The 18,229-nt window shown below is 70.5% G+C and carries 20 protein-coding genes and 1 pseudogene; 11 read left to right on the top strand and 10 right to left on the bottom strand.

The features are described 5' to 3' along the window. Window positions 1–122 precede the first annotated feature (122 nt). Together ACLJWH_RS18325 and ACLJWH_RS18320 are read right to left on the bottom strand one after the other, a co-directional pair. Entirely contained in the window at window positions 123–470 is a 348-nt protein-coding gene (locus ACLJWH_RS18325; protein WP_411142796.1) for an STAS domain-containing protein, read from the bottom strand. After that, complete coding sequence (locus ACLJWH_RS18320; RefSeq protein WP_411142795.1) at window positions 467–673, bottom strand: hypothetical protein; 207 nt, start codon at window positions 671–673, stop codon at window positions 467–469. The genes ACLJWH_RS18325 and ACLJWH_RS18320 overlap by 4 nt, the downstream gene beginning before the upstream one ends. Before the next feature lie 166 nt (window positions 674–839). Here ACLJWH_RS18320 and ACLJWH_RS18315 point away from each other — a divergent pair, with 166 nt between their 5' ends. Then, window positions 840–1,172: an ArsR/SmtB family transcription factor gene (locus ACLJWH_RS18315; protein ID WP_411142957.1), complete on the top strand. Its 333-nt coding sequence runs from the start codon at window positions 840–842 to the stop codon at window positions 1,170–1,172. A gap of 392 nt (window positions 1,173–1,564) precedes the next feature. After that, window positions 1,565–2,335, top strand: coding sequence for a DUF4158 domain-containing protein (locus tag ACLJWH_RS18310; RefSeq protein WP_411142794.1), 771 nt, complete (start codon window positions 1,565–1,567; stop codon window positions 2,333–2,335). A 308-nt stretch (window positions 2,336–2,643) separates the two neighbouring features. Here the strand turns inward: ACLJWH_RS18310 and ACLJWH_RS18305 are convergent, their stop codons facing one another. The 4 genes from ACLJWH_RS18305 to ACLJWH_RS18290 all read right to left on the bottom strand — a co-directional run bounded on the left by ACLJWH_RS18305 (window position 2,644) and on the right by ACLJWH_RS18290 (window position 7,056). After that, complete coding sequence (locus tag ACLJWH_RS18305; RefSeq protein WP_411142793.1) at window positions 2,644–3,765, bottom strand: alpha/beta hydrolase; 1,122 nt, start codon at window positions 3,763–3,765, stop codon at window positions 2,644–2,646. Window positions 3,766–4,008: 243 nt separating this feature from the next. After that, window positions 4,009–5,025: a zinc-binding dehydrogenase gene (locus tag ACLJWH_RS18300; protein ID WP_411142792.1), complete on the bottom strand. Its 1,017-nt coding sequence runs from the start codon at window positions 5,023–5,025 to the stop codon at window positions 4,009–4,011. Between the two features lie 135 nt (window positions 5,026–5,160). After that, window positions 5,161–6,093 (bottom strand): SDR family NAD(P)-dependent oxidoreductase, encoded by a 933-nt coding sequence (locus tag ACLJWH_RS18295; RefSeq protein WP_411142791.1) that lies wholly within the window; start codon window positions 6,091–6,093, stop codon window positions 5,161–5,163. Between the two features lie 75 nt (window positions 6,094–6,168). Next, window positions 6,169–7,056, bottom strand: coding sequence for an SDR family NAD(P)-dependent oxidoreductase (locus tag ACLJWH_RS18290; protein WP_411142790.1), 888 nt, complete (start codon window positions 7,054–7,056; stop codon window positions 6,169–6,171). Between the two features lie 72 nt (window positions 7,057–7,128). Between ACLJWH_RS18290 and ACLJWH_RS18285 the strand changes: the two genes are divergently transcribed. The 4 genes from ACLJWH_RS18285 (at window position 7,129) to ACLJWH_RS18270 (ending at window position 10,929) form a co-directional block, all read left to right on the top strand. Then, complete coding sequence (locus ACLJWH_RS18285; RefSeq protein WP_411142789.1) at window positions 7,129–8,058, top strand: LysR family transcriptional regulator; 930 nt, start codon at window positions 7,129–7,131, stop codon at window positions 8,056–8,058. A 274-nt stretch (window positions 8,059–8,332) separates the two neighbouring features. After that, complete coding sequence (locus ACLJWH_RS18280) at window positions 8,333–8,929, top strand: cytochrome P450 (RefSeq protein WP_411142788.1); 597 nt, start codon at window positions 8,333–8,335, stop codon at window positions 8,927–8,929. A gap of 59 nt (window positions 8,930–8,988) precedes the next feature. Further along, a complete protein-coding gene (locus tag ACLJWH_RS18275) occupies window positions 8,989–10,158 on the top strand; it encodes a cytochrome P450 (RefSeq protein ID WP_411142787.1) in 1,170 nt (389 codons plus the stop codon). Between the two features lie 3 nt (window positions 10,159–10,161). Then, entirely contained in the window at window positions 10,162–10,929 is a 768-nt protein-coding gene (locus ACLJWH_RS18270) for an SDR family oxidoreductase (protein WP_411142786.1), read from the top strand. Window positions 10,930–11,020: 91 nt separating this feature from the next. Here the strand turns inward: ACLJWH_RS18270 and ACLJWH_RS18265 are convergent, their stop codons facing one another. Next, complete coding sequence (locus ACLJWH_RS18265; protein ID WP_411142785.1) at window positions 11,021–11,959, bottom strand: cupin domain-containing protein; 939 nt, start codon at window positions 11,957–11,959, stop codon at window positions 11,021–11,023. A gap of 110 nt (window positions 11,960–12,069) precedes the next feature. Here ACLJWH_RS18265 and ACLJWH_RS18260 point away from each other — a divergent pair, with 110 nt between their 5' ends. From ACLJWH_RS18260 to ACLJWH_RS18250, 3 genes are all read left to right on the top strand, one after another. Beyond that, window positions 12,070–12,918 carry an NmrA family NAD(P)-binding protein gene (locus tag ACLJWH_RS18260; RefSeq protein WP_411142784.1) on the top strand — a complete coding sequence of 283 codons (849 nt, stop codon included), beginning with the start codon at window positions 12,070–12,072 and terminating at the stop codon, window positions 12,916–12,918. Further along, a complete protein-coding gene (locus ACLJWH_RS18255) occupies window positions 12,915–13,367 on the top strand; it encodes a nuclear transport factor 2 family protein (protein ID WP_411142783.1) in 453 nt (150 codons plus the stop codon). The genes ACLJWH_RS18260 and ACLJWH_RS18255 overlap by 4 nt, the downstream gene beginning before the upstream one ends. 585 nt (window positions 13,368–13,952) lie before the next feature. Continuing rightward, a complete protein-coding gene (locus ACLJWH_RS18250; RefSeq protein WP_411142782.1) occupies window positions 13,953–14,693 on the top strand; it encodes a hypothetical protein in 741 nt (246 codons plus the stop codon). On the opposite strand, the gene ACLJWH_RS18245 is transcribed toward ACLJWH_RS18250, so the two are convergent. After that, window positions 14,594–15,055: a MarR family winged helix-turn-helix transcriptional regulator gene (locus ACLJWH_RS18245; protein ID WP_411142781.1), complete on the bottom strand. Its 462-nt coding sequence runs from the start codon at window positions 15,053–15,055 to the stop codon at window positions 14,594–14,596. The genes ACLJWH_RS18250 and ACLJWH_RS18245 overlap by 100 nt on opposite strands. 80 nt (window positions 15,056–15,135) lie before the next feature. On the opposite strand from ACLJWH_RS18245, the gene ACLJWH_RS18240 reads away from it, so the two are divergent. Both ACLJWH_RS18240 and ACLJWH_RS18235 read left to right on the top strand, forming a co-directional pair. Further along, on the top strand, window positions 15,136–15,507 hold the full coding sequence (locus ACLJWH_RS18240; RefSeq protein ID WP_411142780.1) for a VOC family protein: 372 nt from the start codon (window positions 15,136–15,138) through the stop codon (window positions 15,505–15,507). Between the two features lie 2 nt (window positions 15,508–15,509). After that, window positions 15,510–16,496 (top strand): DNA-3-methyladenine glycosylase family protein, encoded by a 987-nt coding sequence (locus ACLJWH_RS18235; protein WP_411142779.1) that lies wholly within the window; start codon window positions 15,510–15,512, stop codon window positions 16,494–16,496. Between the two features lie 149 nt (window positions 16,497–16,645). Here the strand turns inward: ACLJWH_RS18235 and ACLJWH_RS18230 are convergent, their stop codons facing one another. Both ACLJWH_RS18230 and ACLJWH_RS18225 read right to left on the bottom strand, forming a co-directional pair. Continuing rightward, entirely contained in the window at window positions 16,646–17,233 is a 588-nt protein-coding gene (locus ACLJWH_RS18230; RefSeq protein WP_411142778.1) for an amidohydrolase family protein, read from the bottom strand. A gap of 78 nt (window positions 17,234–17,311) precedes the next feature. Then, window positions 17,312–18,071 (bottom strand): annotated as a pseudogene (locus ACLJWH_RS18225) (transposase family protein). Between the last annotated feature and the right edge of the window lie 158 nt (window positions 18,072–18,229).

Raw genomic sequence — 18,229 nt, 5'->3', positions numbered from 1 at the left:
CTGACATCCGGCTCTGGCTACGGCCTCCCGCGGCCGTCGGGGCGTGGGGCGGGGTCCGGCAGCGACGAGCGGGCGTCGCTGCCGGGCGCGTCCCCCTTCCTCTCCGCACAGAGGAAGGGGCATCAGCCTTGGCGTGTGAGGGCGTCCAGGGCGGTATCGAGGTCGGGGTAGATGCTCACCGGGATGAGTCCGTCGGCGGTGAGGGCGGTGGTGGGCAGGTCCCCTATGCCGCACACGGACAGTGGCCGTTGCTGGGTGCTGAGGCTGCGGGTGGCGTCCAGGACGGCGGCTTCCCCTTCGGCGCTCCAGCTGACCAGTGCCGTCACATCCAGCAGTACCGGTCCGGTGCTGCGGGCCTGTAGCCAGGCGATGGCGCTCACGAAGCGGGGGGTGCTCTCGCCGCCGAGGTGGCCGGTGAGCGTCAGCACGGTCGCGTTGCGGTGGGTGGCGTATTGCCAGTCCAGGCTCATCTCCCTGCCCGCCGGGTCGAGGAGGCGGTGGGGGTGGACCTGCGGCCGCCGCGGGTGAAGTCCAGCCGGATCAGGCGGTCGTGGCCGCACCCGGGGCAGCGGCCCTGCGCGGCCAGGGCGGTGGGGCGGCAGGTGAGGCCGCAGGTTGGGTCGGGGCATTTGAGCAGAGCGGCTCCCGTGCCGCGCAGGGGTGTGATGCGCACGAATCTCCCTTCGAAGACTTCTGTAGTTGCTAACTTTAGCAATTCGCTAGGTCATGACCCCGGACGCGCTGGGTGAGGATGGCCGCATGACGTTGACGATGGGGTGGACGGGATGCGAGGGAGAGCGGTCACTGTGGCCGTCGAGTACTGGCGGGAGGGCGGTCCGGTGAGCGCGCCGCTGTATCAGCTGAAGGCGGAGTTCTTCAAGACGCTGGGACATCCGGTGCGGATCCGGGTGCTGGAGCTGCTGAGTGAGCGTGAGCACGCGGTGGCCCAGATGCTGCCGCAGATCGGCGTGGAGCCGGCGTACCTCTCGCAACAGCTTGCGGTTCTCCGGAGGGCGAATCTGGTCGTAACCCGCAAGGAAGGGTCGACTGTGTATTACTCGTTGACCAGTCCTCATGTGGCGGAGCTGCTGCGCGTGGCGCGGACCATCCTTTCCGGGGTGCTGACCGGGCAGGCCGAACTGCTGGCGGACCTGCAAGCCACCACGCCGTAGGAGAAGCCGCCGGGGCGCGCACCGTCCTAGCCTCTCGAACGGCGGCCGCTCCCGGGCACCATCTGGCGCTCTGGTGGCAGCAAGAGGGGCGGCCGCTGCGCGCGCGTCGTGAGGCTTCGCAATCGCTGACGTAGGAGTCGGCCCTGCACTCCCGAAGCTCCCGCGAAGTGACAGACAGCTCTCTGTGGCGGATCGGGGGGTGCTTCTCCCGGGTTCCGGGTTTCTCGTCCTTGTGGTGGTGCTCCGTCACCTCGGTCGCGTCACGACGACCGGGAGGAGACCGGGGTGCGGCAGGACTGGGAGCCGGAGGACCGGATCGAGGTCTGGACGCTGCTGGAGGAGGACCAGGAGCGATTACGGAACAAGTCGGGGCGAACCGGCTGGGGTTCGCCTTGTTGTTGAAGTTCTTCGAGGTGGCGGCCCGGTTTCCCGAGGACGTGTCGGAGATTCCGGTGCCGGCGGTGTCGTACGTCGCCCAGCAGGTGAAGGTGCCCGCGGAGGAGTTCGCCGCGTACGACTGGGCGGGGCGGGCGATCAAGCGGCACCGGCTGGAGATCCGGGCCGTCTACGACTTCAGGGAGTGCACCGAGGGGGACCAGGCACTGCTTGCCGAGTGGCTGTCCGTCGAGCTGTGCGGAGTGGAGCTGTCCCGCGACCGGCTCGCGGAGGCGGTGGTGGCGCGCTGCCGCAAGGAGTGGCTGGAGCCGCCGACGCCGGGGCGGATCGGCCGACTGGTGGGGTCGGCGGTCAATACCTGCGAGGAGCGGTTCTGCGCGACGGGTGTGGGCCGTCTGCCGGCGGCGACGCGGTCCCGTCTGGACGATCTGATCGCCGAGGACGACGACGGTGACGGTGAGGAGAGCGCGGGCGGCGGGGGGACGTTCTTCACCGAGTTGAAGGCCGCCCCGGCCGCGCTCGGCCTGGACAGCCTGCTGGCCGAGGTGAACAAGCTCCAGCGGGTGCGCGGGCTGGAGTTGCCACCGGAGCTGTTCGCGTCGCGGATGTGTCGGAGAAGCTGGTGGCCGCATGGCGGGCGCCGGCGGCGAAGGAGTACCCCTCGGATCTGCGGGCGGCGGCGCCGCCGGTGCGGTACACACTGCTGGCCACGCTGTGCCATGTGCGGGAGACGGAGATCGCCGACTCGCTCCTCCAGGACATCCTGAGCGAGGAGAAGTGGCAGACGCGCCTGACCGGCGCGGACAGGCAGGCGCTGTCACCCCTGTTCTGGACGCAGGTGAACCCGTACGGACGGTTCGAGCTGGATATGGCCTCGCACCTCGACATCACGTTGCCTGCTGTGCCGGGCCGGGCTCGCGCACCGCGTCGGATGCCCACGCCGGTGACGGGGAGTTGGCACCGGACCGTACGGAGGTATGAGTCACCGGGACAGGCGCAGGTTCCAGCGAGGCCCGGGAGCGCTGACAGCAGTGCGCTGCGGCCGGTCAGGACGTCCGCTTGACGGGAACGTGGTTCACAAGCGCTGCGCGAACCAGTCGGCGATCAGCTGCCGGGCAGGGTCGGGATCGTCCATGCTGCAGTGTTCGGCGCCGCCGTCCACACCGTCGAACACCACGAGCTGCTTGTCCCTGGACCCGGCGGCCTTGATTGCCCGCTCGGCATGCGGGAGCGGGATCATCGAGTCGTCGGCGCCGTGCACGATCAGGAACGGCTGGGTCAGGTGGGGCAGCGCCTCGGCGAGCGCGAACGCCTTGACCTTCTCCAGCGCCTGCTTCATCGTCTCGGTGCCCATCACCCATGGCAGCTGCCAGAACGGCACCGGGGTGGTCTTCGAGCGGGTTTCCCAGCGGTGCTGCCACAGCGCGCCGTAGTCCCACACCGCGCCCCACGCGGCGCACGCCTTGATTCGGTGCTCGAACGCGGCTCCGCGCGGAGCGTAGTACCCGCCGAGGCTGATGCCCAGCAGCCCGATCCGCGCCGGATCGATGTCGGGGCGGGTCACCAGGTAGTCCACGACTGCCTTCGTCGGCACCTCATAGTCCGGGCGGGAGGCCACACCGCGCAGCCGCAGCGGCTCCCCCGTACCCGGGGCGTCCACCACCAGGCAAGCGATGCCCCGGTCGGCGAACTCCTCACGGATGATGCAGTACAGCAGTTCCTTGGTGACATCGAAGCCGTTGTAGAAGATCACCACCGGCGCGGGGGCGGCGGAATCCCGTGCGAGGGCGGGGATGAGGTAGCCGGGCAGCATCCCGTCCGGCGAGTCGATCTCCACGCGCTCAAGCGGCCGGGGCATGGTCTCGACGGCCTTCCCGAACGTCTCCAGCGCCAGCCGGTAGCTGTTGGCCTTGGCAGGACCCGGCGCGGTCTGCCGCTCCCCGGTCAGGTAGTAGTTCACGGCCCGCAGATACCGCTCGGACGCGCTGCGCCGGCAGCCGCGGCTCAGGTCCCGCTCCGCGAATTCGGCCTGGAGCGCGCCCGCCTGATCCCACGCCTTCGTCCACGCCTCAGGATCCGCCTTTGTCTCGCGCAGCGGTGCGAGCTGACGGTCGATCTGGCCCAGCTGCCCACCGGCGGTAAGGGACAGCAGCACGGCCGAGGACCACATGTAGTTCTTCGGGAAGTACGTGAACATGACGGCTCCTGGATCCGATCTGCCCCGGGCATTCGCATCCACGACTTTATGGGGTGCCAGTAGTTATCGCGGAAAACAACGCGAAGCAGATGCGGCCCAGTTCAGTGGGCGGATCAGGGCGGCCGCAGCGGGTGGTCACTAAACCCGCCGGGCCTCTCGGTGAGGTAGCGGCCCGGGATCGCCGGTGCTCTCTCGTCTGCCATGTCGTCCGGAACGTTGTGCACCGTCCCCGGCCGGGGCTGCTCAGCTCATGGTGACGATCATCTTGCCGATGTTTTCGCCGCGGAACAGCCCGCTGATCGCGCCGGGCAGCGCTTCGAGCCCGTGCCGTTCGGTCTCCAGCGGGATCAGTCTGCCGTTTTCGACCCAGTCGATGAGGTGGTCCAGGGCGGCGGGCAGGGCGTCGGGGAATTGCAGCGGCGTGTAGCCCTGCAGCGTCAGTCCGTTGCCGTAGACGGGCGTGATGTCGACCGTCCAGGCCGTGTCGTCGTCGTACGTGGAGATCAGGCCGCACACGACGATACGGGCCGGGCGGCGCATCGTTGCCATGACGGTCCGGCTGATCTCCCCTCCGACGGAGTCGAAGTACAGGTCCGGCCCTTGCGGCGCCCATGCCCTGATCCGCTCGTCGAGGTCGGCGGCGCGGTAGTCGAGCGCGGCGTCGAACCCGAGGTCCTCGGTGAGGATCCGGCGTTTGCGCTCGGAACCTGCGAGACCGAGCACGCGGGCGCCCCGGATCGTGGCGATCTGTCCGGCCAGTGACCCGACGTTGCCGGCGGCCGCCGAGACCACCACGGATTCGCCGGCCCCGACCTGGCCGGCCTCGATGATGCCGGTGTGGGCCGTCACTCCGCCGAGCAGGCCGAACACGCCCAGTGCACGGGAGGGTCTGCGGATGCGGGGGTCGACGGGAGCCGGTTCGAGCCAGGTGCCGTGGGGAGGCCAGATGGACAGGTCGGCCCACTCCGCCTGGCTGACCACCCGGTCTCCCGGCTGGTGGCCGGGGTGGCGTGAGGCGGTCACTTCGGAGACGGCGAGCCCGGTCACTGCCGCGCCGACGGGGATCTGGGGGAGGAAGTAGCCGTCGTTACCCGTAAGTTGGCCGCGCAGTGTGGCGTCGACGGAGAATGCCAGCGGCCGTAAGAGGAGTTGGCCGTCGCGCAGGCGGGGCAGTTCCTTGGTGGTGAGGGTGAACAAGTCGGGTTCGATCCGTCCGGTGGGCAGGTGACGGCTGAGGGCGACGAATCTGGTGTGTGTCACGGGAGCCTCTCGGGGAATTGTTCGAGGGCCTGCGGGGGCACGCGCCCTCGGGGCGGCGGCGGGCCGCCGGCCGCCGGGTTCCGGCGTGCCGTCGGCTCACCGGCCGGGCCGTCGGTCCACGTGCGGGCCGGTGGTTCAGCCGGCGTCCGCGAGCAGTTGCTCCGAGAGGGTCCACAGGCGTCGGGCGTTGTCGGGGTCGAGGGCGTAGCGGGCCACGCCCTGCAGAGGTGCGCCGCGGCGGTCCAGGACCTCGGTCTCGTTGCAGTCGGTGAAGTAGCGGCCGCCGATGCCGTCCAGCAGGGGGGAGGTGGCGAGGAGGACGGATGTGGCGGCTCCTTGCCCGACCGTCTTGATGAGTTCGCTCGGGACGCTGCCGCTGCCGCGGCCTCCTTCGGTGTGGCGCTGGAGGTTGGTGTAGATGGCGCCGGGCATCACGGCGTTGGCGGTGATGCCGTCCTGGGCCCAGCGGCGGGTGGCCTCCACGGCGAAGAGGACGTTGGCGGTCTTGGACTGGCCGTAGGCGAGCCAGGGGTCGTAGGGGCGGAAGGCGAAGTGGATGTCGTCCCACACGACGGGGGACAGCTGGTGCCCGCTGGAGCTGACGGCGACGATGCGGGCGGCGCCGTCGGCGGCGAGCGCGTGGCGCAGGCCCGTGGCAAGGGCGAAATGGCCCAGATGGTTGGTGGCGAACTGCCATTCCCAGCCCCGCTGTGTGTACCGCTCGGGGCAGGCCATGACACCCGCGTTGTTCACGAGGATGTGCAGCGGGCCGGTCCAGGCCGTGGTGAAGGCGGCGACGGATGCCGGGTCGGTGAGGTCGAGGTGGGCGACGTGCAGGTCACCGTTCCCGGTGGTGGCGGTGATGTCCTTGGCGACGCGCTCGCCCGCCGCCGTGTCGCGGACGGCCAGGGTGACGGCCGCCCCCGTGCCGGCCAGGACGCGGGCCGTTTCCGCGCCCAGGCCGGAGGAGGCGCCGGTGACCAGCACGCGGCGTCCGGTGAGGTCGATGCCCTGGGCGACCTGTGCGGCCGTGCTGGAGAAACCGAAGGGCGTGGCGATGACGGTCATGCGTGAACTCCTGGTGAGGAAGCGGGGTGGCGTCTCGGTGCTGGTGCCGGTGCCGGTGTCTGGATGTCCTGGTGTTCAGGGTCGGACCATGCGGTCCTGTTCCTTCGGGGGCGTGCCGCTGTGCCAGTCCAGGGCCTCGCCGGAGCGGATCAGCTCGCCGTACAGGGCGCGGTCGACGTGTTCGGTGAACACGAGGTCGAGGACGGACCGTGCCGCCTCGGCGGGCGGCTGGGCCTGGCTGTAGTCGTCGAACCACGGCCGGGAGGTCGCGGTGTCGACCATGCCGGGGCAGACGGAGGCGATCAGGGTGCCGGTGGCCAGGTCGTGTTCGCGGCGTTGGGCCGCGACCGCGCGCACGGCGGCGACCTGAGCGACCTTCGAGGGCACGTTCAGCCACCGCGGCCAGCCCGCCTCGGTGGCGGTGTGGTGGTGAACGGCGGTGCGCCAGGATTCGACGGCGTACTCGACCTGGTCGAGGCTCGCGCCGTCGAACCGCCGGTGCAGCCGCGGGTCGAGGTGGCCGAGGGTGCCGAGGCTGCTGGCGATCACCAGCAGCCGGCCGCCGGGGCGCAGGACGGGGCCGAAGGAGCGCAGGACAGCGTGGGTGGCGGTGTTGGACACGTCGATGAACTCGTCGGCGCGCTCGGCCTGCGACTCACCGGGCAGCAGGCGGGCGACCGCGTTGGAGATGACGATGTCGACACCGCCGTACCGGTCGTGCAGTGCGTCGGCGAGTCGGCCGATCGCGTCGGTGTCGGTGACGTCCAGCACCCGGCCCTCGACGCGGGCGCGGGTGCCGGGCAGACAGGCGACCTCGCGGGCGGCGCCGGTGACGCGCTGGTGGCTGCGGCCCGTGAGGAGGACCAGGTCGCCCGGGTCCATGCGCGCGGCCAGTCCTTCGGTCAGGGCCCGGCCCAGGCCCTGGTTGGCGCCCGTGACGAGGGCGATGCGGGGAACGTTCACACCTGCCACGGTAGGAAGCCCGGCTGCTGTGCGTCCAACGAAAGTGGCGCAAGGGTGGTATGCGTAAACGTCATGGACTTCACGGATGTGTCGCTGACGGCACTGCGCGTCTTCCGCGCGGTGGCCGAACAGGGAACCTTCACCGCGGCCGCGGCGTCGCTGGGCTACACGCAGTCGGCGGTGTCCCGGCAGATCGCGGCGATCGAGCGGGCGGCGGGCGCGGAACTACTGGAGCGGCGGCGCGACGGTGTACGGCTCACCTCGGCGGGGCGCGTCGTCATGCGCCGCGCGACGGTCGTGCTTGACGAGATCGACCAGGCCGCCCGCGAGCTGTCCGGCCTGCCGGAGGAGGGCGGCATCGTGCGCCTGGGCTGGGTGCCCACCGCCGGTACGACGCTGGTGCCGCACGCCCTGGCCGCGCTGCGGCGCAGCGATCCGGGCGTGCACGTCGTCAGCCGCGAGGGCGGCACCCCGGCGCTGGTGCGCGCTCTGCGGGCGGGCAGCATAGATCTCGCCCTGCTGTCGTCGGCGCCGCCGTTCCGCGCACCGGACGCCGAGGCGCCGCCGCTGGCGTTGCAGACGCTCACCGAGCGCGCCCTGTGCCTGGCCGTGCCCACGACGCACCCGCTGGCCCGCGGGGAATTCGTCGACGTGGCCGACCTGCGCGGACAGCGGTGGATCGCTGGGTCGGCCTCCGGCGCGGACCGGCTCATGGGCGTGTGGCCGGGTCTGGACGAGCGGCCCGAGATCGCGCACACCGCCCGGGACTGGCTGGCGAAACTGCATCTCGTCGCCGCCGGCTGCGGAATCACCACCGTGCCCTCCGCGCTGGCCCCCGCCGCACCGCCCGGCGTGCGCATCCTGCCGGTGCGCGGCGGCCCGCAGGAGACGCGGCGCCTGCTCCTGGCCCGGCTCCCTCAGCCGCCCGCCGAACCGGTCGTCCGGCTCGCGGCCGCGTTGCGGGCCGCGGCCCTCGGAAACGGCACCGTCCCGGATCCGTGACGCGGGCCCGCCGACCGCTCGGCCCGTACAAGGGCGCGCCGGGACCGGGGCGCCGCATGATGTTCTCGCATGGAGCGTATGTCCAACTGTCGTTGGACTCATGGTGGTTCGCTCCGTAGCGTGACAGTGGTCCCGGGGTGGCCGCTCAAGACCTTGCCGCCGGGCCGGTACGGGCCTCGGCCGAACGCCGTGCCGACCGGCGCCCCCACCGTCCGTACGCCGTGCCCGGCGAGCACCGTGCCGGGCCCTCGCCCCCACCATCAGCGAGGGAGCCGTGCCCAGAGGAATCGAGCTCCACATCCCGTTCCCGTGCCGGATCAGCCCTGATGCCGACCGGGCCAGGCAACGGCATCTCGCCTGGCCACGCTCGCACGGCCTGCTGAACGACGAGGAGGCCGTGCGAAGACACGAGAGCGCGCGGTACGCGGAGTTGGCAGCGCGCTTCTACCCCGACGCCACCGGAGCGGACCTCGACCTCGGCGTGGACCTGATGAGCTGGTTCTTCGTCTTCGACGACCTGTTCGACGGCCCGAGCGGTGAGGACCCCGTCAGGGCGCAGGCCCTTGTGAGCAGCACCATGGAGGCGCTGCGGCGGCCGGCGGGGCATTCCGCGGCGCCCGTCGTGCGGGCGTTCTCCGATCTGTGGAGCGCCGAGCGGGTCACGCCGGCCCAGCGGCAGGGGTTCTTCGGCTTCGGCCTCGGGCGCCGCAAATGCATCGGCGACACCTTCGGACTCACCGAAGCGGCCATCGCCGTCGTCGCGATCCTCGGCCGATGGCGCCTGGAGCACACGGGTCCGGTGACGGACCGCCCCCTCATCGGCACCCTGCTCATGGCCCCGGCCACCCGTATGCGGGTCCGGGCCCGCTGAGGCCGGGGCTGTACCCGAGCGACGGACATTCCCCAAGACCGAGAAAGCCGGGAGAACGCGTGAAAGCCATTCCCGTGAGCGACGCCGAACTGTTCACGGACGGGAGTCTGAGCGACCCCTACCCTCTCTACCAGGAGCTGAGGGATCTCGGCCCGGTGGTCGAGCTCACGGCGTACGGTGTATACGCCTTCGCCCGGTACCGCCAAGTGCGCGAGGCATCCGGCAACTGGCAGGTCTTCTCCTCCGCCAAGGGCGTGATGATGAACGACCGGATCAATTCCGCGCTCCGGGGAGTCACGCTGTGCAGTGACCCACCCGAACACACCCGGATGCGACAGGTACTGGGCCGACCGCTGGGCCCGGAGAAACTGCGCGAGCTGGTCCCCCGGATCGAGGACGAGGCGGAGCGCCTCGTCGCACGCCTCGTGGAACAGGGCACGTTCGACGCGGTGACGGACCTCGCGGAGCACCTCCCGCTCACCGTCGTCTCCGAGCTCGTCGGCCTCGACGACGCCGGCCGCGCCCACATGCGGGAATGGGGGTCCGCCACGTTCGACGCCCAGGGGCCGGTGAACCAGCGGACCATGGACGCCTTCCCCAAACTCGACGAGATGGTCGCCTTCGCCCTGCACGAGGCGAAGCCCGGCACCATCAAACCGGACGGCTGGGCCGCCCACTTGTACGCGGCGGCCGCGCAGGGCGACCTCCCCGTGGAGAAGTGTCCGTTCATGATGATCGACTACATCGCGCCCAGCCTCGACACGACGATCCACGCGACGTCGAGTGCCATCCACCTCTTCGCCCACAACCCGGAGCAGTGGGACGTCCTGCGCGCGGACCCCGCACTGGTCCCGCACGCCATCAACGAAGTCCTGCGCATGGAGTCCCCGGTGCAGCGTTTCACCCGTTACCTCACCGAGGACTACGACACCGAGGGCTGCACGCTGCCCGCCGGCTCCCGCGTCATGCTGCTGTACGGAGCGGCCAACCGCGACGAGCGCCGATACCTGGACCCCGACCGGTTCGACGTCCGCCGCAAGCCGTCCGACCACCTGGCCTTCGGGCGCGGGGAACACGCCTGCCTCGGCATGAACCTGGCCCGGATCGAGATGCGCGCCCTGCTGGAGGCCCTGCTGCCTCGCGTCAGCCGCTTCGAACTGCTCGCATCCGAACTCGAACTCAACAACACCCTGCGCGGGCTGGGCACATGCACGGTACGGGTGAGCTGACTCGTGAAAGACCTTGCCACGACATCCGGCGAGAGCTCCCCACTCGGCCGGACCGCCCTGGTCACCGGGGGAAACAAGGGCCTCGGCCTGGAGACGTGCCGGGCGCTGGCCATGCTCGGCGTGACCGTACTGCTGGCTTCACGTGACGCCGAGCGCGGCGAGCAGGCCGCCGAGCTGCTGTGGGGCGAGGGCCTGGACGTTCACCCAGTGGTCCTGGACGTCACCCGCCCCGCGCAGATGTCCGCCCTGGCCGAGCACATCCGGCAGCGTGCCGGGCGGCTGGACGTACTGGTCAACAACGCAGGCATCATGCTCCCTTGGGATCCCTGGGCTCCGGACGCCGACACCCTTCGCCGGGTGTACGAGACCAACGTGTTCGGGCTGGTGTCCGTCACCGGAGCACTGCTGCCGCTGCTGCGCGAGGCGACGGCGCCCCGCATCGTCAACGTCACGTCCACGACGTCGTCGTTGAGCCTGATCAGCGAGCCAGGTTCACCGCTGGCCACCGACTACATCCTCGCGTACGCGTCGTCCAAGACCGCCGTCAACATGATCACTGTGCAGTACGCGCTGGCCTTCGCCCGCAGCCCCGACTGGCGGCACGTGAAGATCAACGCCGCGACCCCCGGCTTCATCGCCACCGACCTCAACGGCCATACCGGCCCCCGTACCGCGGCGGAAGGCGCCCGGGTGGTGGCCGACCTGGCAACACTGCCGCCGGACGGCCCCAGCGGTGGATTCTTCAACGAAGACGGCCCGCTGCCCTGGTGATACCTCCCATTGCCGCGGCCGGAAGGAGGCCGGGCGCGAGGAACCTTTCCGGCGGGGCCCTCGCTGCTCGGTCACCGGGGCGGAACACCGCTCATGAGCCGGGGTGCGTGGTCAGCAGTCGTGCGTCTGTGGCCGCTCGTTCCCTCTGCCGCCAGGTTCCGGGTGGTTCTCCGTGGTGGCGGCGGAAGGCGGCGGCGAAGGCGAACGGCGAGCCATAGCCGACGGTGTCGGCGATCTGGGCCAGGCTGAGATCGTCGGCGCGGAGGTGGTCGCGGGCGAGGGTCATTCGCCATTCGGTCAGGTACTGCTTGGGGGCCTGGCCGAGTGCCTCCCGGAACACCCGTGCGAAGGCGGCTCGGGGCAAGCCGCTGATCTCGGCGAGTACGGGGACCGTCCACGGGTGGGCCGGGTTCTCGTGCATGGCTTGCAGTGTGGCGCCCAGCCGTGGGTCCGCGGCGGCCCGGTACCAGCGTGGTGCGGTCGCGCTGCGACGGAAATCGGCGCGTATGGCCAGCACGAGGAGCAGGTCCAGGAGGCGGTCCAGCACGATCTGCTGGGCGGGCTCGGCGCGGACCAGCTCGCGCGACAGCAGGGTGATCACCTCCCGGAGGGGGTCGTCGTCGGCCGCCGAGAGGGTCATGACCTGGGGCAGTGCGTCGAGCAGTCCGCTGCCGACATCGCCGGAGAACCGGTAGGCGCCGCACAAGAACACCGTGGCCCGCGGGTTGTCGGCGGGGCCCGCGTGGGCGTGGCGGGCCCGGAACTCCTCTGGTTCCAGGCATTCGGCGCCCGGTGCGTGTCCGATGTAGTGGTCCGGTCCGCCACGTACCAGCGTGACGCTTCCCGGTATGAGCTCCACTGTGCTGCCGGGGGTGTTCAGCCAGAGGTAGCCCCGGCCGCGGACGACCGTGTGCACGGACAGCTGTATCGAGCCGCCCAGCCGCAGTCCCCACGGCGGTTCGGCGACCGTCCGCGCGAACACCGCGCCGGTGGCGCGCGCCCGCACCAGGTGGTCGGACAGCAGGTCCATGGGATCAGCTTGTGCAGGACGACCATCATGGTCAAGGTGTGAGAGCTTCGCGTATAAAGCCGAGCGCAGCACGCATGGATTGTCTCGCCCAGGGCTTCGAGCATGGAGTCATGAACAACGAAGCACCCACCGCGCTCATCCTGGGCGGCACCGGCAGGTCCGGCTCGCTGCTGGCCGACGGGCTCGCCCAGCGAGGCATCACCCCGCGTACCGCGGCGCGCCGCGGAGCCGACGTCCGGTTCGACTGGGACGACCCGGCCACCCACGCGGACGCCCTGGCGGGCGTCGACCGCCTCTACCTGGTGACGCCCACCCTGCGCCTCAGCTACGCCGACCAGGTCGCCGCCTTCCTGGACCTCGCCGAGGCGGCCGGCGTTCGCCACGTCACCCACCTGAGCGTCTACAACGCCGACCAGGCGCCGGCCCAGGCCGGCATCGCGGCCGTCGAGGCCGATCTCGCCGCCCGGCACGGCATCACGCACTCGATCCTGCGCCCCGCGTGGGTGATGCAGAACTTCGCCGACGGACACATCCCGCTCATGGACGGAGCGATCACGACCCCGAGCGGCGGCGGCAGGGAGGCTTTCGTCGACGCGGCCGACATCGCGGCGGTCGCGGCCGAGACGCTGCTGGATCCCGCCGCCCACGCCGGCGCCGTCTACCCGCTCACCGGCCCGCAGGCCCTCACCTTCGATGAGGTCGCGGACACCATCGCCTTCGTGAGCGGCCGACCCGTCTTCTACAACGACATCGAACAGGAGACGTGGATCAACGGCGCGGTCGCCGCGGGCGTACCCGCCGACTACGCGGTGATGCTGCGCTGGCTCACCGGCGCCGTCATCACCGGCAACGGCGCCACGCCCACCGGCGACACCGAGAAGGTCACCGGCAAGCCGGCCACGACCTTCCGCGAGTTCGCCGAGCGCCACGCCCACGCCTGGACCCCGGAGGCGAAGTGACCAAGACCGTCAGCGACGACACTCCCCTGGCCGGGGCGAACAGCCCGTTCTTCCGCATCATCAAGGAGGGGCTGGACGGCCTGGTCGACGGGGAGGACTACTACGACCTGCTGGCCGAGGACGTGGTCTTCGAGTACGTGGTCACCGTGCCGGGGTATCCCAGGCGGGTCGAGGGACGGCAGGGGATCGTCGACCTGTACAGCGACTACGGCGACTACGTGAAGCTGCGCAGCGCGGACAACCTCCGCGTGCACCGGGACCGCGAAACCTCGGTGGTCGTCCTGGAGTACGAAGTCCACGGCACGTCGGTCCGGACGGGGCGGCCCTATGACAACCGCTTCGTCTCCGTCGTGACCATCAAGGACCGCAAGGTGACGCACTGGCGCGACCACCTGGACCCCATCGCCGTATTCGACGCACAGGGATGGCCACAGGGCGGACGCTCGTAAGCGGGGTGTCGAACTGGCGAGATACGCGACAGAGGGGCAATGAGTTGATCTTGACTTTGGCAGTGCTGGACCTGCTCAGCTCCGGGCGTCAGCAGGGAGGGCGTTGAGGCGGGTTCCGTACTCGCGGCGGGCCTTGCGCTCCTTGCGCTGTGCCGGGATCGCCGCAGGGGCATCGAGGACCTGACAGCGGTCGAGGAATTTGGCGGTGGACCGCGGGCACAGCGGGGACGCGGAGGGTGTGGCCCTGGCCGCGCCGTACGGCGGCGCCCTGGTCGAGCGCAGCCCGCTCGGCGGGGGCGAGTTCAGCAGACCGGAGGAAGTCGGCGACCTCGCCCGGCATGTCGAGGGTGACCGGCAATTCCGGAGTCGGGCCCTCGGGTTCGGCGACGTGCTGGGGCATGAGGTCGGCCACGGCCGTGCGGACAGCACCGCGGCTGACGTCGTACTCGCGGGCCAGGGTGGCGATGGACCGGCCCTCCAGGTAGGCGGCGCGTACGCCGTCGATGTCCCCGGACGCGCTGGCGGGGCGGCGTCCGCCCCGACGCGGACCGTCCGGTTGGCGTACGGCAGCGTCCGGACGGCTTCGTGCCCGGGAGCCCCGGCTACTTTGCCCGGAATGTGCGCACCGTCGAGGTCCTTGTCGACCGCGACGCCGTCGCCTCCGGCGCGACGGCCACCGGCGAGCCCTGGCAGTACTACGACCTAGGCCACGGCTGGTGCCGTACACCTTCTTCGAACAGTGCCAGCATCGGGATGGCCTGCGCCCGTTGCGACTTCTGCACCCCCAAGGACTCCGGCAAAGCCCAACTCCGCGAAGCCCAAGAGACCGTGCAGCACATGCTCGCCTCCATCCCCCTGACCGAGGACGAACGCGCAGCGGTCGACGACGGCCGAACTGCCATCGACGCACCCCTCGCCCGGCTTACCGACATCCCCACGCCCGCCGGCCCCACCCCACGGGACTCGGCCTCCTCGCCACCGTCGCCATGCTGCCCATCGTGGAGGTCCGTCAAGGCGAACAGCAGTGAACTCGATGACGCCGACGGTAACGGCGCCGACGTCCTGGCGGAGGAAGCCGACGAAGGTATGAACCGGGGCGGGAGCGTCGCGTTCGGCCTCGCCGATCCAGTCCTGAAGGAGATGCCCGCGCCGGTGGGTGACGAGGTCGCGAAAGGTGCGGGCAAGGTCACCGGCGCGGGCGATGTCCAGGCAGGCCAGGCACACCTTCATTCCTCCAGGGCAGCCGCGATGTGGTCGAGGTCGGCGAGGAGCGCTGCGATGCGCTGCGGGGGGATCGCCTCGGCCATGCGCTGTTCGACGCCGTAGACGGCGGCCTGGACCGCGGTCAGGCGTGCGTGGCCCTCCTCGGTGAGGTGGGCGGGGCGGGCGCGGCCGTGGTCGGCGGTGGCGGGGCGGGTGATCAGTCCCGCGTCTTGCAGGCCCCGCAGGACGACGTTTCCGGACTGCCGGGTGACGAAGGTCGCGCGGGCGAGGTCCGCGTTGGACATACCGGGATGCAGGGCCAGGAGTTCGAGAGTGGCGTACTGCGGCACGGTCAGTCGGTGCTCGCGCAGGACCTTGTCCATGGCCCCGCGCAGGGCGGCCTGGGCGCGTTTGAGCAGGTATCCCACGTGGTGGGTGACGTCCTTCGCAGGGTGGGGCGGCTCGGGCGCTGGATTCTGTGGCATGTCAGCATTTTGACATGCCGGGCCCGCGGTCCTAGCCTCAGTCATGTCAAAGTCCTGACATTAACCATCGAGGGAGAGTCATGTCTGTCACCATCGACGGCCCCGACTTCGTCGCCCTGCAAGTGCGCGACCTGAACGCGGCAGCGGCCTTCTGCGAGCAGCACCTCGGTCTGCGCCGGGCCGCGGTCTCGCCGCCCCACGCGGTCGTGTTCGACACCAGGCCCACCCCCTTCGCCGTCCGCGAGCTGCTCCCGGGCGTCGACCTCACCGACACCGCACGGCCCGGCCTCGGCGTGGTGATCTGGTTCCGGACCTCGGACGCCCACAAGCTCCGCGACCAGCTCATCGCCGCCGGGATCAAGGTCCTCACCCCGATGGCGGACAGCCCCTTCGGCCCGATGTTCTCCTTCGAGGGCCCCGAGGGCTACACGCTCACCGCACACGGAGGCTGACCGTGACTGCCGTCTCCCTCACCCCCGCCGGGAGGTTCTCGCTCGCCTCCAGCATCCGGTTCCTGGAGGGCTTCACCCCCGCGAGCTACCACCACGCGGCGGACGGGATCCTCCGCCTGGCCTTCCCCGCCGACGACGCAACATCTGTCGTCGCAGCCACGGTCCGGCAGGATGCGGGACCGGACGGCAGCACAGGAACGGTCCGGGCCGAATTCACCGTGCGTCCCGGCACCCCCGCCCCGGCGAAGGCCGTGACCGCCGGGCCTGCGGTCAGCGATGCGGTGCGGGCCCAGCTCGCCCGTATCCTCTCGCTCGACGTCGACGCCACCGGATTCGGGGCCCTTGCCACGGACCCCGTGGTGGCCGGGCTCCTGGCGAACTACCCGGGGCTGCGCCCGGTGTGCTTCCACTCGCCCTACGAAGCCGCCGCCTGGAGCGTCATCGGCAACCGCATCCGCATGACCCAGGCAGCCGCCGTCAAGGCCCGCATCGCCCGCCGGTACGGGCACCGCATCCACATCGAAGGCCAGGCTCTGCACGCGTTCCCCACCCCAGCCGTCCTGCGCACCATCACTCACGTGCCCGGCCTGACCGACATCAAAATCCAGCGGCTGCACGCGCTGGCCGAAGCGGCCCTCGACGGACAGCTCGACGCAACGCGCCTACGCGCCCTGCCGGCCGACCACGCCCTCGCCGAACTGCGCACCCTGCCCGGTATCGGTCCCTTCTCCGCCGAGCTCATCCTCATCCGGGGAGCAGGACACCCCGACGTTTTTCCCCGCCACGAACCACGCGTACACAAGGCCATCGCCACCGAATACGGACTCGGCTCCCCAGCCGCCCAAGACATGATTCAACTGGCCAGGATCGCCGACCGGTGGAAGCCCTACCGCAGTTGGGTCGCTTTCCTGCTCCGCGTCCGCGCCCAGGACGCTGCTCAGCCGGGCCCGTGTGTCGCGGTGTCCCCGCCCCGTCACGCTTCGCGCTGAGGTCCCTCGGGATGCGAAGGAACGGACAGCAGGTCAGATGGGTGTCGTGAAAGGACCGGTGGCCATCAGCCCCCGATGCGCGTGCGCGAGCATCGGGGGCTGAACTGCGAGACCTGCCCGGGGCCGCGAACACTGCGGTGTGTCACAGCTCAGACGGCAGATCGGACCCGGGCCAGCCGGGGGAGCATCCGGTATGCGTTGGCCGTGGTGAGCGTCCGCCAGTCCGGGAAGCCCCAGGGCGGCGTGGCCTGGTCGATGGTGCTCAACTGACTGTGCACTCCGGCCGGCTGCGTCCAGCAGTAGTCGCTGCCGTACAGCAGGCGCCGTTCGGTGCCGGTGAGATGAGTGAGTGCAGGTACCTGGGCGGGGAACGGAGTGCCGGCCAGGTCGTAGAACAGCGTGGTCAGCTGCTCCGCGAGGGGTACGGTCGGCCCTTCGGGCTTCCTCACCAACCTGCGGAACCACTCCATGCGGTCGGACAGCAACGGCATGACCCCGCCGGCGTGGGTGACGATCCACCGGATGTTCGGGAAGCCGATCACGGAGTCGGTGAACAGCAGGTCGGCAAACGTGCGCGCGCTTTCGAAGAGGTATTCGATCATCGGGCTCGGGCGGCCACACCAGACGCTTTCGGTGTTCGGCGGCGTGATCGGGCGGACAGATACCACCGCGTTCCGCCGGTCGAGTTCGGCCAGCAGCGGGCGCAGCCGCTTGTCGCCGAGGTAGAGCCCGCTCATGTCGGTGTCAGCAGCACGCCGTCGACGCCGAGTTCGTCATAGGCGTAGGCCAATTCGGTCAGTGCGCCTTTTCCCACCTCACGTTGAGGCGTTGAGGTGGAGGGTGAGGACCGCCTGGACGAGGCTGTGATGCGGGTGGTGCTGCACCGCAGCTTGCGCAGGAGCCTCCAGGTTTTGAGTGTGGCCATGGCCTGTCCACCGAGCGCACGGATCTTGGCGTGGGAGATGTTGGCGGCCTGCTGACCTGCGGACAGCTTGTTCCAGAGACCGCGGTAGGGAACCCGCACGGTGCCTCCGGCGCCTTGGTAGCCCTTGCCGGCCCAGCAGCGCACGCCTGACTGGGCCAAGGCGTCGATGATGCCGTGGGTGTGGGCGGCTCGGATGTCGTGTACTGCGCCGGGCAGCGCAGGTGAGGCCCACAACAGGTTCCCGAATGGATCGGCAAGGACCTGGACGTTCATGCCGTGCTTCTTGTACTTGCCGGAGTAGTACGGCCGGTCGACGGCGATGCGGTCGATGGGCAGCAGCGTGCCGTCGAGGATCAGATACGCCTTCCGCGCCGCCGGGTGGACAGCGGTGGTCAGATCCGGTGCCAGGGCCGCCAGGAGCTCGATGGCCTCGGCCACGTACCGGTAGACCGTGGCGATCCCGATGCCGAAACCGGCTGCCAGCTGGGCGTACGTGTGACCGCACCGCAGGTGGGCCAGTACCAGCAGGGCCTGCCGGTCAGCGGGGAGTCGGCGCCACCGGGTGCCGCGCTCCGGACGCCGGGCGCGTAGCAGGCCGGGGACCGAAGTGTTGAGCTGGAAAGATCGATCCCCGATGTGTAGACAAGCACGCGAATCTCCGGGCGGACAGGTGGCTCTTGGTCCCCCCCCATCTACCAGGAGCCTCACCTCTTCCCGCGCCCAGCGCTCACACCAACTCGGCACGTCACCCGTCAGGGTGGGAAAGGTCGCTGGCTGCCCTCACATCAGAACAACCTCTGGCGGGCCC

The sequence above is a fragment of the Streptomyces sp. x-80 genome (genome assembly GCF_046549095.1).
Lineage (GTDB): Bacteria > Actinomycetota > Actinomycetes > Streptomycetales > Streptomycetaceae > Streptomyces > Streptomyces celluloflavus.
Note: the sequence above shows the minus strand (reverse complement) of the source record. Positions and strands in the feature narration are given on the sequence as shown.